Genomic DNA, 13,717 nt, shown 5'->3' with positions numbered 1-13,717 from the left:
AGGGTTATAGATGTATTTCAGCCTGCTACTCGAGCCTATAGTTCAGCAGCCGACCAAGCTCTTCCTTCTCCTTCTCGTTAAGATCACGCCAAGCGCCAATGCGTTGACTGCCGAGACGGATATTCATAATCCGGATTCGCTGTAATTTTCGGACCTCATAACCAAAAGCGCTGCACATTCTGCGGATTTGACGATTTTTCCCCTCCGTCAGAATGATTCGGAACACTCGCTCAGACATTCGAGTGACTTCACAGGGCAGCGTCATCTCACCTAAAATCTTGACGCCGCTGGACATCCCGCTAAGGAAGGATTCCGTTACCGGGCGATCCACCGTCACAATGTATTCTTTCTCATGTTTCCCCTCGGAGCGAAGGATCTTATTGACGATATCCCCATCATTCGTCAGCAGAATCAGCCCCTCGGAGTCCTTATCCAATCGTCCGATAGGAAAAATACGCTCCTTATGGCCTACGAAGTCTACAATATTGCCCTTAATATGCGGTTCGGTGGTGCTTGTAATCCCGACTGGCTTATTAAGAGCAATATACACATGCTTCTTCTTATCTTGAAGCGGCTTTCCCTGAATCCGGACATCGTCTCCTTCTTCTGCCTGGCTTCCAAGGACTGCAACCACGCCATTGATGGTAACCTTCCCGCTCTCCACCAGCTTGTCCGCTTCACGCCTTGAGCAATATCCCGTTTCACTGATAAATTTATTGATTCTCAAGATGCCATCCCCTTATCTGTAACTACTTCTTGCTTATCCCTCGATCGCATTCCGCTGAATCGCAGGCAGAACTATACTCACCTTCGTTCCTGCTCCTACTTCACTCTCGATTTCCATCATACCCCGGTGGCCCTGAATAATACGCTGGCTTACCATCAATCCCAGCCCTGTGCCCGTTTCCTTATTCGTAATAAACGGTTCGCCAAGATGCGGCATCAGCTCCTCCGGAATGCCTTGCCCTTCATCCCGAATGTCGATTTGGACCCATTCACCCTTCGGCCTTGAAAGCTCAATCCAGATCCTCCCGCCATCCGGCATCGCTTCAATCGCATTCTTGAGCAGATTGATGAACACCTGCTTGAGCTGGTTCTCCTCACAGTGTACGTAGGTTAGTGCTTCAGTAAACTTCAATTTGAACTCGATGCTGTACAAATGGGCTTGGCTGTCGAGGAATGAAATGACATCTCTCATAATGATTCTTACATCCCTCTCTTGGAAATGAATCGCCTGCGGCTTCGCTAATATCAGAAATTCACTGACAATCAGATTAATTCGGTCCAGCTCCGACAGCATCAGATCAATATGGTCCGGATTGACCTTGTGGGTCTGCTTCTGAAGCTGCAGAAATCCACGGAGGGTCGTCAGCGGATTCCGGATCTCATGAGCAACGCCGGCAGCCAGCTGGCCAACAGTATTGAGCTTCTCCGAACGTCGCAGCAGCTCCTCGATGCGATTGCGTTCCGTCACATCCCGAGACACGCTAATCATGGAAGTAACCTCACCGTTCTCATCGCGCACCAGCGAGGTGCTGATGCTGACCTCAATAGCGCTTCCATCTTTATGAAGGCGGACCGTCTCCACTGGAGGAAGCCGTTCTCCGGCCCGCAGGCGGCGGATGCGTTCCTTTTCTTCTTCCTCTTTAGCCGGTGGGACAAGTGCAGGCTTCCGTCCAACCACTTCGTGCGCCTTCCAACCATACAATTGCTCAAACGCTTTATTTACACTAATAACCCGTTCATAGGTATCGGTTGTATGAATGGCGTCGGCTGTCTGATTAATGACAGACTCCAGATATTCCTTAACGGACTGATTCTCGTCGACCATTTGCTTCAACTGGCTCGTATAGTTGCCCAGATTACGTGTCATCGCATTGATTCGACCTGCAAGCTGACCCAGCTCGTCCCGGCTGCTTACCTCCAGCCTTCGATCAAAGTGACCATCCGACACATCATTTACAGTTCCAAGGATAGCCTGAATCGGCTTGGTAAAATACCCCGCAACAATATAACTGCCGAATATCACAATTTCCAATAAAACCAATGAGATCGCCACAAGACTGATCATCTGCTCCCTCATCACGGAGGAGATGGCTTCATAGTCCATAACGACACTAATGACACTGGTCGGTTTATTTTCGGATACGATAGGGATGAAGCTTTTTAGCACCTTCTTATTATTGATGGTGCTGACAAACACCACATTATCGCCGGTAGAAACAGCCTTCTGCACAGCTTCCGCATCTTGGTCCAGGCTCCCATAGTCATAGGTGCCGAATGTAATCGGTCGATTGCGAAGCTTGTGGTGAACGTCATCTGTTCCATCTTCCCTCATATATTCATTGCCAAACGTTTCAGGGTTGATGCCTGTTACTTCCAATATCCGCGGATTCGACTTCAAGGTCTCTTTCACAACGGTGTCCGGACTTGTAATCTTCACAAAGTCCTTGATATTGGAATTCCTTATGTAGGGATCAATAATATAATTGCGCTTGCTATCGTAATAGTATCCCCATTTATCAATGAATTCCGGATTGGATGTGGAGAACTCAAACGGTCCAGACCAAAAATGATCGGAGCGCTGGCCCTCGGTAACTGAGACGACTTTACCATACTGGAACAATTCCAGAAAAGCCGTATGCCAATACCCCCAGTTCTTTGTTGAAAGGCCGATTTCATCTTGAGAGGAGGATCGGGCAACAACGATATCATCATTCGCCCGAACCATTAATGATATGTGAGTGACGCCAATCTCCTTACTCAATTCCACCAATTGCTGATTGGTTATATTGTTAATATCCGGATCCAAAGCTTTTGCCGCGTTGACCGCGGCCACCTTCAGCATATCGCCGAATATATTATCCACATATGCAGAACTAAAGCCGGTTTGCTGGACCGTAATGGCGATCTGAGTAGCGGCCATCACCATCTTGGTTTCACTATCCTGCTGCAAATTTTCCTGGGTCGTGTAATAGTTCAGCGTAATGTTGAGCAGAAGAATAAATAATACCGATATGGACATGATCATCGATAATTTCGTCTTAATCGACAAGTGGCATCTTCACCTTTCTGCTGTCACATAGACGACTTGCGAATCTAATACCCTCATGATACCTTGATCACGAACGTTTGAAAAGACAAGCAGCTTTATGGCTATATGGTTTTTTCCACAATCGCATTGCTATTGAAATAAGGAATCCTTACAATATAAGAGGTCATTCCCGGTAAAATAAACAACGTATCCACAGATTGCGCACAAATACACAACTTATCTGGGGATAGTGTGCATAACTTTGTGTATAATATTTTAGTTATCCACAATTCTGTCCACAACATGTTAACAAACGAATAAATGTTCGTTGAACATTGGGTATAAATACAGGGTTTTAACGGGCTGTGAAAGGAGACTTTAGTTTGATATCAAATTCAATAGACCCACTGGCTGTGGATAACGATAATCATGAGCACTGGATGAGAGAAGCCATTGCAGAAGCACGGAAAGCTGAAGAGCTCGGTGAAGTTCCGATTGGTGCTGTCATCGTGCGGGGCGATGAGATTATTGGCCGTGGATACAATTTGCGTGAAACGACTTACGATGGTACGGCCCATGCCGAGATGGTAGCTATTCGGGAAGCAAGCCAGCATCTTGGAGCATGGCGGCTGCTGGACTGTCGATTATACGTGACGTTAGAACCCTGTCCCATGTGTGCAGGAGCTATCGTCCAATCCCGGGTCCCAGAGCTGATCTATGGTGCTGGTGATCCCAAAGCCGGTTGTGCCGGCACATTGATGAATTTGCTTCAAGAGCCGCGTTTTAATCACCGGACTAACGTGGTTCAGGGCGTGCTGCAGGAAGAATGCGCATCACTGCTCACTCAGTTCTTCCGACGTTTGCGCGGGAAACTATGATCCTTATGTAGAGTATAAGTATAACAACGTAAAAACCCGGCCATGACGGCCGGGTTTTGTTGTCTGCGATGAATAATATTAATAAGTGCCCATTTGGCTCATGGATTCCTCAAATTGCTCCATCGTGATGACATCAGCATCTTTTGGAATACCGATTTTGAATTCTTGTTTAGCGTTGATGTTGTTGTATTGGGTGCTACCCTTCACAGCCAACTTCACGTTCTCATTGGTTTCTGGATCGTTGAAATCAACGTTCAACACAACATCCTGATATGCAGGGAAATCCTTTTTATCGATAGCTGTGTTGATGTTGAATGTGTTGATCTTCAGATATTTCTGCATCTCTTCCAAGCCCGCTTTGAATTCATCTTGGTTAACGTTAGATACTTCAGCTTTAGCAGCATCGATATCTTCTTGGGTCAGACCCAGCAATTCGCGGTACTCGTCTTTAGCTGCAATGTCAACAACCTTAGGTGCAACCTTGTTTACCATAATATCCAATGCTTCATTCAGGTTATCATTGGTTACAAAGAATTGAACCACTTGTTTAGCGTCAACGCCTTCTGGAAGGCCAGCATCTTTAACATTGATCTCTTTGAAGTATTTCGCTTGGTCATACTCGCTCAGCAAGGCTTCAAGGATTTCGTTAACGAATTTCTGCGACTTCTCAGTATCCAGGCTTTCTGGACTAAACGTTTCACCGGATTGCTCAGCAAGCTCTTTCATGTCCATCATGAGGAACTTACCAACAACGTCCTCTGGGAATGGCAGCATTGGAATGCTTGGAACTTTAACGTAGATTTTCTCTTTCGTCATCACCATATCAATATTGAAGGACATCGCCATGTCACCCTTCAGATTGATACCCATGTTCATCTCGGTTTGCATTGGATCAGCTTGGTAGATACCATCAAGCGTAACCTCAGCATTCTTCAACATCGTCATCGCCTGTGTTACGCTTGGATCGCCTTCAACTGCAGGTATGTTAACTTGAAGGTCTTCAATGACAAATTTACTCTTCATTTCGTAGGATGTCATCTTCATCGCGTTTGTAGCAGCATTCGTCATCGCTGCCTTAGGCTCTTCTTTTTTGGCGCAGCCAGAAAGTACAACTGTCACTGTGAGCAGCAGTGTCAGCATGATAGCTGCAAACTTCTTGTTCATTAAAATTTCTCTCCCCTCTAACAGTCAAAAAAATAACAGACCTTCTAATCATAAACCATTTAACCAAAATGAGAAACACTTTCTGGAATATTTACTGAAATTTTATTTCCTTTCTTTTTCCATCCATCTTAATTTCAAACTTCTTAACATGCGAATAAGGTGGGGCCCCAAAATATTACACTTGAACACTAATACGGAAGTTGGACGCAAAAGGTTTCAAAACGAAAAAAAGAACTTCCTGTCGAATGACAGGAAGTTCCCTCGATTCTTGCTTTCTAGCCTCTCAGTCTTCCTCTACAGGCTTCTAGCCCTCCGGATTGAAATGTCCATCCTGTTTACGGATCTTCGCTCTATGCGAGCCTGACAGCGGCTCCTGGCCGCCACGGTCATGGTCCTTGCGCTGCTTCGGCTGCTCCTGTGCTTCCGGTACCGGAATCGCTTTTGGTTTGCTCATCTGATAGCCCTCCATTTCATGGATCACAACGATGTCTTACGCTATCCTACCTTTGATGTCCATACCATGATGGACAGTATGGAAACTGTCTCGCTCATTTATGGAACTAGTGATGCGTGATTTGCTGCAGCGTTTGGGCACACTCATGGATATGGCGCGTATAATCGCCGACCATGCCCTGAATGTTCTCATTACGCTCATCCGTCGTTGCACCATCACGCTCTACATCGACCAAATCGACCTTCACTTCCCGTGAATCCACATACGTGCATTGAAAATCAAATGAATACTCCTGGCGACCTGCTGCATCAATGTGAATGCGGATGGCGTTCGGGTCCCCTTCGTCTGCAGCCACTTCTGCGCGATCTCCCGGCTTTAATATGGTGGGCAGCCTTTCCTGCCAGGCATTGACCAGCGTCGACTGATCCACATTCAGTTCTGAGTTCATGTTCACACCTCCCCTTCTCTATAAATTGCGATAACAGGGGATGTTTTATACAGCCTCCTCCATAAAGCACAAACCTACTGAAGGGAAGACCACGCAATGATTCCTCATAAAATAGAGCAAAAAAACCGTTTCCCTAAGGAAACGGTTTGCGTTTGATATGTATGGCGGAGAGGATGGGATTCGAACCCATGTGGAGTTGCCCCCTAACGGTTTTCAAGACCGCCCCGTTATGACCGCTTCGGTACCTCTCCATGTGGTAATGATCCATGCAAATGAATCACGTGCAAAAATCATTATACCACAAGACAAACTGTTTTATCAACTTATTTTTTCTGGTCGATGATACTAACGTTCCCCATGTACGGGCGAAGTACTTCAGGAATAACGACGGACCCGTCAGCCTGTTGATAATTCTCCAGAATCGCAGCGACGGTACGTCCAACCGCAAGCCCGGAACCATTCAAGGTGTGGACAAATTCAGGCTTGCTCTTCGGTTCCGGACGGAAGCGAATGTTGGCACGGCGTGCCTGGAAGTCCCCGATGTTCGAACATGAGGAGATTTCGCGATATACGCCGCTCTCCGGAAGCCAAACTTCCAGATCGTATGTCTTCATCGATCCGAAGCCCATATCCCCAGTACAGAGAGCCATGACGCGATAAGGAAGATTCAGCAGCTGAAGCACGCGCTCCGCATCCGCCGTCATCTTCTCAAGCTCATCAAACGAAGTTTCCGGGTGTACAATTTTCACCATCTCAACCTTGTTGAACTGATGCTGACGAATAAGTCCCCGTGTGTCGCGCCCTGCCGCGCCGGCTTCCGAACGGAAACAGGAGCTGTACGCCACGTAATATTTAGGCAGATCCTCGCTATTTAAGATTTCCTCGCGATGGTAGTTCGTTACAGGAACTTCAGCGGTTGGGATCAGGTAATAGTCGGTATCGCTAATTTTGAATAAATCCTCTTCGAATTTAGGCAGCTGTCCTGTTCCGTACAAGCTGTCCCGGTTGACGATATATGGAGGCAGCATTTCCTCATAGCCGTGTTTGTCGCTGTGCAGATCCATCATGAAACTGATCAAGGCACGCTCAAGACGAGCACCTAAACCTTTATAGAACGTAAACCGCGAGCCCGTTACCTTCGCACCTGCTTCAAAATCCAAAATACTCAGATTCTGAGCAAGCTCCCAGTGAGCCTTAGGCTCGAAATCGAAAGCTTTTGGCTCCGCCCAGCGGCGGATTTCCACGTTCTCCTCCTCCGAGGCGCCTACAGGCACACTCTCATGAGGGATATTCGGAATCGCCAAAGTAAGCTCGGATATGCTGGCTTCCAGCTCACGAACTTCTTCATCCATCGCTTTAATCTGGTCCGACACTTGTCGCATTTCCAGTATCAGATCATCTGCATTCTCACGATTCTTCTTCAGTTTGGCTACTTCAGCCGACACGGTGTTGCGGCGATTCTTCAAACTTTCGCTTTCCTGCAGCAATTCCCGGCGCCGGGCGTCAAGCTTAGGAAAATCCGCAATCAGATCGAGCGATTTGCCTCGATTCTTCAGCGCTTCTTCTACACGACTGTACTCGCTGCGCAATATTTTTACGTCTAACACGGGAAACCCTCCTAAAGTAAAACATCCATCAAGTATATCGAAGCAGCTGCCCTATATGTTGATAAAAAGCCTTGGGACAAGGCTGCAGTGTACATTATTACATACGATACATCTTATTGTATTTCAGCGAAAAAGACAACTCGACTCCCACATACTGCCAAAGAGTCAAGATGTCTTCTACTGTAACTATTACGTCGGTGGTGCCGTAGAACGGGATCGAACCATCTCCACAAAATATTGATGAAGTCGATAATCGTCCGTCAGCTCCGGATGATAGGAAGCTGCAAGCAGATGCCCCTGTCTGGCTGTAACGATCTCATCCTTATAAGTAGACAAGACCTCAACGCCCGCACCCACCTCCAGAATGAGCGGCGCACGGATAAAGACTGCCCGTACCGTTTCCTCGATTCCTTTTACAGGCAAATCGGTCTCGAAGCTTTCACGCTGACGTCCAAATGCGTTCCGCGCCACCGTGATGTCCATCAGCTTCAGATGGGCCTCTTCGTCGCCTTGAATTCGTTCAGCGAGCACGATCAGTCCGGCGCATGTTCCGAATATCGGTTTACCCTGGGCTGAGAACTGACGAATCGCATCCATAAAATCATACTTGCGCATCAGCTTGCCGATGGTGGTGCTCTCACCGCCAGGGATAATCAAGCCGTCAATGCCGTCCAACTGCTCAACCTTCTTGATCGGCACTCCCTCGGCACCAGCAAGCGTGATGCTTCGAATATGCTCTGCAACGGCACCCTGAAGTGCCAGTACGCCGACCTTCATGTTACCCCTTCTCTCTTACCAGCCGCGATCCTGCATGCGCTCAGCAGGACTAAGCTTGGATATCTCGATGCCTTTCATCGGAGTACCCAGGTTCTTGGATACTTCAGCAATCAATTTATAATCATCATAATGCGTAGTCGCTTCAACGATCGCACGAGCGAATTTCTCAGGGCTGTCCGATTTGAAAATACCGGATCCAACAAAGACGCCGTCAGCGCCCAAATGCATCATCAATGCGGCATCTGCAGGTGTTGCCACGCCGCCAGCTGCAAAGTTAACGACAGGGAGCTTGCCCGTCTCATGAATGCCCTTCAGGAGGTCATAGGAAACACCGAGGTTCTTCGCTTCCGCATACAGCTCGTCCTTCGACATGTTGCGAACTTTACGGATTTGACTGTTGATAAGGCGCATATGGCGAACGGCTTCCACGATATTACCTGTTCCCGGCTCGCCTTTCGTACGGAGCATGGAAGCACCCTCACCAATACGACGCAGCGCTTCGCCAAGGTCCTTTGCACCGCATACGAACGGTACCGTGAAATCCCATTTATCGATATGGAACACTTCATCCGCCGGTGTCAGCACTTCACTCTCGTCGAGATAATCCACGCCAAGAGATTCAAGGACTTTCGCCTCGACGTAATGACCGATACGAGCTTTGGCCATAACTGGAATGGATACAACTTTCATGACTTCCTCAACGATGGTTGGGTCAGCCATCCGTGCTACGCCCCCAGCAGCGCGAATATCAGAAGGAACGCGCTCCAGCGCCATAACTGCCGTTGCACCGGCAGCTTCAGCGATCTTTGCTTGTTCCGCATTCATGACATCCATAATGACGCCGCCTTTTTGCATTTCCGCCATACCTCTTTTTACAGTTGATGTTCCTGTTTCCATGTCCCCTAGCCCCCCGATTATATGTTGTATCTCATCGCCATTACAGCGTTCCCTGGCGATATGGACTGTACCTGTATAGGTGCATACTTGCAATGAATCTAACTCGATATTTTACCGCATCAAAATCAAATACACAACCCATTTACTCGGAATTTGTCGGCTGTTAGAAAAGATTTTTGATGGAATCAAACAAATCGGCAAAAAAGTCTCCAATCGCCCGCAGGAACAGCTTGAACCAGCCGGCCTTCTCAACTTCCTCCGCTGTGATTAAATTCACCGTTTCGGTCTGAGCTTCCTTCATGCCTTCTATTTTATAGGTGTAGGTTACCGTGCCCACCTTCGTATCTTTAGCAACAGGCGCTGTCATGCTGGAGGAGTCCAGCTTGGCTTCGAAGGTAATGTTCTTGCCGCTTGATCCTTTTGGTACAACAAAAGTGAGAGCCTTATCGGTTACGAGTGCAGCTTCTTTGCCTTTGCCCTTCTTCACTTCGACCGTTTCAAAGCCTTGCACGGTTGCCCCGGCAGCTTGGACTTCCTTCACTTCAAAGTTGTCAAAGCCGTAATCCAGAACTTTTTTGGTCTCTTTAAAACGGGCACCTTCAGATTTCGTACCCATAACAACACTAATCAGACGCATGCCATCGCGTTCAGCGGTACCAGCAAAACAATAACCCGCCGCATTGGTATGACCGGTTTTTAAACCGTCCAAACCTTCATACGCATAGGACTTAAAGTTTGTAATACTTTTATTAGCCTCAAGCATCCAGTTGTAGTTGATAATCGGATTCGTGTCGCGCGGCCGGAATTTATGGGACTGAATGGCCGTAAATCTCGAAAAATCAGGATGATCCTCAACGATATATTTGGCAAGTAGAGCGGTATCCATCGCCGACATTACCGTTTCCTTATCCTCCGCAGGGCGATACTTTTCTGGCATATCGGCACGGCTCAGGCCTGTGGAATTAATGAAGAAAGCCGTCTTCAGCCCCATCTTTTTCGCCGTATCATTCATCATGGTAACAAACTCCGCTTCGGAACCAGCCACATGCTCAGCCAATGCCACCGTCGCATCATTCGCTGAGCCGACAGCCATGGCTATGTAGAGCTCTTCCACTGTATGTTGGTCTCCCTCAGCCAAAAATATCCGTGACCCCACGGTTTTTGCTGCATTTTCCCCCACGGTAACAACATCATCCCAAGCTAAGTCGCCTTGCTTTACTTTCTCTGCAACGATATATTCCGTCATCATCTTCGTCATGCTCGCCGGCGGCAATGCTTCATCAGCATTAATTGATAATAGGACCTGTCCTGTTGATGGCTCGATCAGAACAGCGGAGCTTACATCCAGTCCAAGCTGATCAATGGATGGCACTTTATCCGGTTTCTCAGCATTGGTTGTCGCTTTCTCTGTTGTCGCTTTGTCCTCTGTGGCTTTCGTCGTATCCGCTGTTACCAGCATATGAGGCGCCGCGAACGAAACCGCAGGCGCAGCAGAGAAACACAGTATATTAAACAGCATCAAGGATGCCAGCGTTCTTTGAATGCGTTGTCGCTTATTCTTCTTTACAGACTTGTCTATCAATGGAATTACTCCCCTCTAATTCTCAATAAGTCATTAACTTGTTCTATTCTATCATAGGGGGGGTATCAAAAAAAGACAAGCTAGATGAATTTCATCCAGCTTGTCCAGGAAATAAATGACATATATATTGTTTATCCTTGTTCTTCCGAGTGAATTACAAGGAATAGTTAGGTGCTTCTTTGGTAATTTGGATATCATGAGGATGGCTCTCGCGGAGTCCTGCACCAGAGATACGGATGAACTGGGTGTCATTCCGCAGTTCCTCCAGGTTTTGTGTACCGCAATAGCCCATACCAGAGCGCAATCCACCGATCAGCTGATGGATGGTATCTGCCAAAGGCCCTTTGTAAGCAACACGGCCCTCGATGCCTTCCGGTACCAGTTTCTTGTCGTCATCTTGGAAGTAACGGTCTTTACTGCCTTGTTTCATGGCAGCAAGGGAACCCATACCGCGGTAAGCCTTGAAACGGCGTCCTTGATAGATCTCAGCTTCGCCCGGACTCTCCTCCGTACCGGCAAACATACTGCCCAGCATAACTGCACTTGCTCCGGCTGCGATCGCTTTAGTAATTTCACCGGAGTATTTGATACCGCCATCTGCAATAATCGGCACTCCGTATTCCTTAGCAACCGTTGCACAATCATAAATTGCAGTGATTTGCGGTACGCCAATCCCGGCAATGACACGCGTCGTACAGATCGATCCCGGCCCAATTCCGACTTTAACGACGGATGCACCGGCTTCGATAAGCTCTCTTGTACCCTCGCCTGTAGCCACGTTACCAGCGATAATCGTCAGATCCGGATACACTTCGCGCAATTTCCGAACGGAATCAATGATATTGATGTGGTGACCGTGGGCAGAGTCAACGGTAATGACGTCTACGCCAGCTTTCACAAGCGCTTCTGCTCTTTCGAAGGTATCTTTGGAAATTCCGATCGCTGCACCTACAAGCAGGCGGCCTTGAGCGTCCTTCGCAGCTCTAGGGAACTGAATCGCTTTCTCGATATCTTTAATCGTGATAAGTCCTTTAAGAACATTATCTTCGTCTACCAAAGGCAGCTTCTCAATCTTATGCTTCTGCAGAATCATTTCGGCATCTTGAAGAGTCGTTCCGACCGGAGCTGTCACCAGATTCTCGCTGGTCATTACTTCACTAATTACCGTATTGTAGTCATGAACAAAACGAAGATCACGATTCGTCAAAATACCGATCAGCTTATTGTTCTTATCTACGATCGGTACGCCGGAAATCCGGAACTTACTCATGAGTTTCTCTGCATCGGATACAAGATGATCAGCATGGAGTGAGAACGGATTCGTAATAACACCACTTTCCGAACGCTTAACCCGATCTACCTCTTCAGCTTGTTGTTCAACGGTCATATTTTTATGAATAATGCCGATTCCGCCTTCTCTAGCAATGGCAATGGCCAAAGGAGCTTCCGTTACGGTGTCCATTCCTGCACTGATGAGCGGGATATTCAATTTTACATGCTCGCTCAATTTGGTGCTAACATCTACTTCTTTTGGAAGCACCTCGGATTTTCTAGGAACCAACAATACATCGTCAAAAGTGAAGCCTTCCTTGCTAAACTTATCTTCCCACACCTGGGTTATTCCTCCTTTTTGTCGTCTTCCTGCGGACTACAACTACTGTCAGAGCTGGACCGGACGGCATTTTCAAGTATTTTCAGAAATATATTATTGCCATCTTAGCAAAGGGCCCATAGGCTGTCAAGGATTGAAATTCGACCTTTGCTCGAAGTTCGCAAGTATCCATCCAGCGCGTTATCCTGTCTCTTTGGAATGGACAAACAGACCGGGTTTCTTCTATTAAATGGAGACTTCCCCAGGTTAAAGCCCTGTCTGCCAATATGCCAACCCTTGAGGCACCATCCTAGGGACAATGAATCGCTGTCGTTTAGTATCACCCAACCCGGTACGGGATAGTCCTCGATTTCGCAAACACATGTTATTGAGTATAGGAAAAGACCGCTATCGATGACTCGATAACGGTCTTTATGGTTGTTCGCTTGGCGACGTCCTACTCTCCCGGGACCCTTCGGTCCAAGTACCATCGGCGCTGGAAGGCTTAACGGTCGTGTTCGGTATGGGAACGCGTGGAACCCTTCCGCCATCGCCACCAAACGGTTCAGATGCTTGATCACCTGAAAACTAGATACGAAACGAAATTTGCGTTGATTAGAATCCGTAGCATTACCCGATGTGGTATCGGGGCCCCCGAAAAGTATTCGGTGTCAGCTTCAAAGCTTCACTTCACTTTTTGGGGTGTTTTTTGGATAAGCCCTCGACCGATTAGTATTGGTCAGCTCCATGCATTGCTGCACTTCCACCTCCAACCTATCTACCTCGTCGTCTTCAAGGGGTCTTACTAATTGGGAAATCTCATCTTGAGGGGGGCTTCACGCTTAGATGCTTTCAGCGCTTATCCCGTCCGTACGTAGCTACCCAGCCATGCTCCTGGCGGAACAACTGGTGCACCAGCGGTACGTCCATCCCGGTCCTCTCGTACTAAGGACAGCTCCTCTCAAATTTCCTACGCCCACGACAGATAGGGACCGAACTGTCTCACGACGTTCTGAACCCAGCTCGCGTACCGCTTTAATGGGCGAACAGCCCAACCCTTGGGACCTACTTCAGCCCCAGGATGCGATGAGCCGACATCGAGGTGCCAAACCTCCCCGTCGATGTGGACTCTTGGGGGAGATAAGCCTGTTATCCCCAGGGTAGCTTTTATCCGTTGAGCGATGGCCCTTCCATGCGGTACCACCGGATCACTAAGCCCGACTTTCGTCCCTGCTCGACTTGTAGGTCTCGCAGTCAAGCTCCCTTATGCCTTTGCACTCTTCGA

Annotated in this window: 11 protein-coding genes, 1 tRNA gene and 2 rRNA genes (1 of these 14 only partly in view); 1 reads left to right on the top strand and 13 read right to left on the bottom strand. The window is 47.9% G+C overall.

Features of this window, described 5'->3' with window-relative positions; genetic code table 11:
- Positions 1-25: 25 nt before the first annotated feature.
- The gene (gene rluF, locus MKX98_RS00455; RefSeq protein WP_071221114.1) at positions 26-727 is read right to left on the bottom strand and encodes a 23S rRNA pseudouridine(2604) synthase RluF; all 702 of its coding nucleotides are present in this window, start codon (positions 725-727) and stop codon (positions 26-28) included.
- A 33-nt stretch (positions 728-760) separates the two neighbouring features.
- Entirely contained in the window at positions 761-3,055 is a 2,295-nt protein-coding gene (locus tag MKX98_RS00450) for an ATP-binding protein (protein ID WP_339220834.1), read from the bottom strand.
- A 419-nt stretch (positions 3,056-3,474) separates the two neighbouring features.
- Between MKX98_RS00450 and tadA the strand changes: the two genes are divergently transcribed.
- Positions 3,475-3,912 (top strand): tRNA adenosine(34) deaminase TadA, encoded by a 438-nt coding sequence (gene tadA, locus MKX98_RS00445; RefSeq protein WP_233355150.1) that lies wholly within the window; start codon positions 3,475-3,477, stop codon positions 3,910-3,912.
- Between the two features lie 78 nt (positions 3,913-3,990).
- Here tadA and MKX98_RS00440 read toward each other — a convergent pair whose 3' ends face one another.
- The 11 genes from MKX98_RS00440 to MKX98_RS00390 all read right to left on the bottom strand — a co-directional run.
- Positions 3,991-5,076 carry a hypothetical protein gene (locus MKX98_RS00440; protein WP_071221111.1) on the bottom strand — a complete coding sequence of 362 codons (1,086 nt, stop codon included), beginning with the start codon at positions 5,074-5,076 and terminating at the stop codon, positions 3,991-3,993.
- Between the two features lie 304 nt (positions 5,077-5,380).
- Positions 5,381-5,530, bottom strand: coding sequence for a small acid-soluble spore protein P (locus MKX98_RS00435; protein WP_098741251.1), 150 nt, complete (start codon positions 5,528-5,530; stop codon positions 5,381-5,383).
- Positions 5,531-5,636: 106 nt separating this feature from the next.
- On the bottom strand, positions 5,637-5,978 hold the full coding sequence (locus MKX98_RS00430; protein ID WP_194540324.1) for a hypothetical protein: 342 nt from the start codon (positions 5,976-5,978) through the stop codon (positions 5,637-5,639).
- Positions 5,979-6,140: 162 nt separating this feature from the next.
- A tRNA-Ser gene (locus MKX98_RS00425) sits at positions 6,141-6,229 on the bottom strand.
- Between the two features lie 72 nt (positions 6,230-6,301).
- Positions 6,302-7,585: a serine--tRNA ligase gene (gene serS, locus MKX98_RS00420; RefSeq protein WP_194540323.1), complete on the bottom strand. Its 1,284-nt coding sequence runs from the start codon at positions 7,583-7,585 to the stop codon at positions 6,302-6,304.
- Between the two features lie 189 nt (positions 7,586-7,774).
- Positions 7,775-8,362, bottom strand: a complete 588-nt coding sequence (pdxT, locus tag MKX98_RS00415) for a pyridoxal 5'-phosphate synthase glutaminase subunit PdxT (protein ID WP_339220830.1) — start codon at positions 8,360-8,362, stop codon at positions 7,775-7,777.
- Between the two features lie 15 nt (positions 8,363-8,377).
- Complete coding sequence (gene pdxS / locus MKX98_RS00410; protein WP_071221106.1) at positions 8,378-9,259, bottom strand: pyridoxal 5'-phosphate synthase lyase subunit PdxS; 882 nt, start codon at positions 9,257-9,259, stop codon at positions 8,378-8,380.
- Positions 9,260-9,422: 163 nt separating this feature from the next.
- A complete protein-coding gene (locus MKX98_RS00405; protein WP_339220828.1) occupies positions 9,423-10,841 on the bottom strand; it encodes a D-alanyl-D-alanine carboxypeptidase family protein in 1,419 nt (472 codons plus the stop codon).
- 154 nt (positions 10,842-10,995) lie between these two features.
- Positions 10,996-12,453 carry an IMP dehydrogenase gene (gene guaB, locus MKX98_RS00400; protein WP_071221104.1) on the bottom strand — a complete coding sequence of 486 codons (1,458 nt, stop codon included), beginning with the start codon at positions 12,451-12,453 and terminating at the stop codon, positions 10,996-10,998.
- Between the two features lie 423 nt (positions 12,454-12,876).
- Positions 12,877-12,993: ribosomal RNA gene (gene rrf / locus MKX98_RS00395) — 5S ribosomal RNA — on the bottom strand.
- 148 nt (positions 12,994-13,141) lie between these two features.
- Positions 13,142-13,717, bottom strand: a 23S ribosomal RNA gene (locus MKX98_RS00390); it runs 2,354 nt beyond the window's last position.

Origin of the sequence: Paenibacillus sp. FSL W7-1332 (assembly GCF_037969785.1) — a bacterium.
Taxonomy (GTDB): domain Bacteria; phylum Bacillota; class Bacilli; order Paenibacillales; family Paenibacillaceae; genus Paenibacillus_AQ.
Note: the sequence above shows the minus strand (reverse complement) of the source record. Positions and strands in the feature narration are given on the sequence as shown.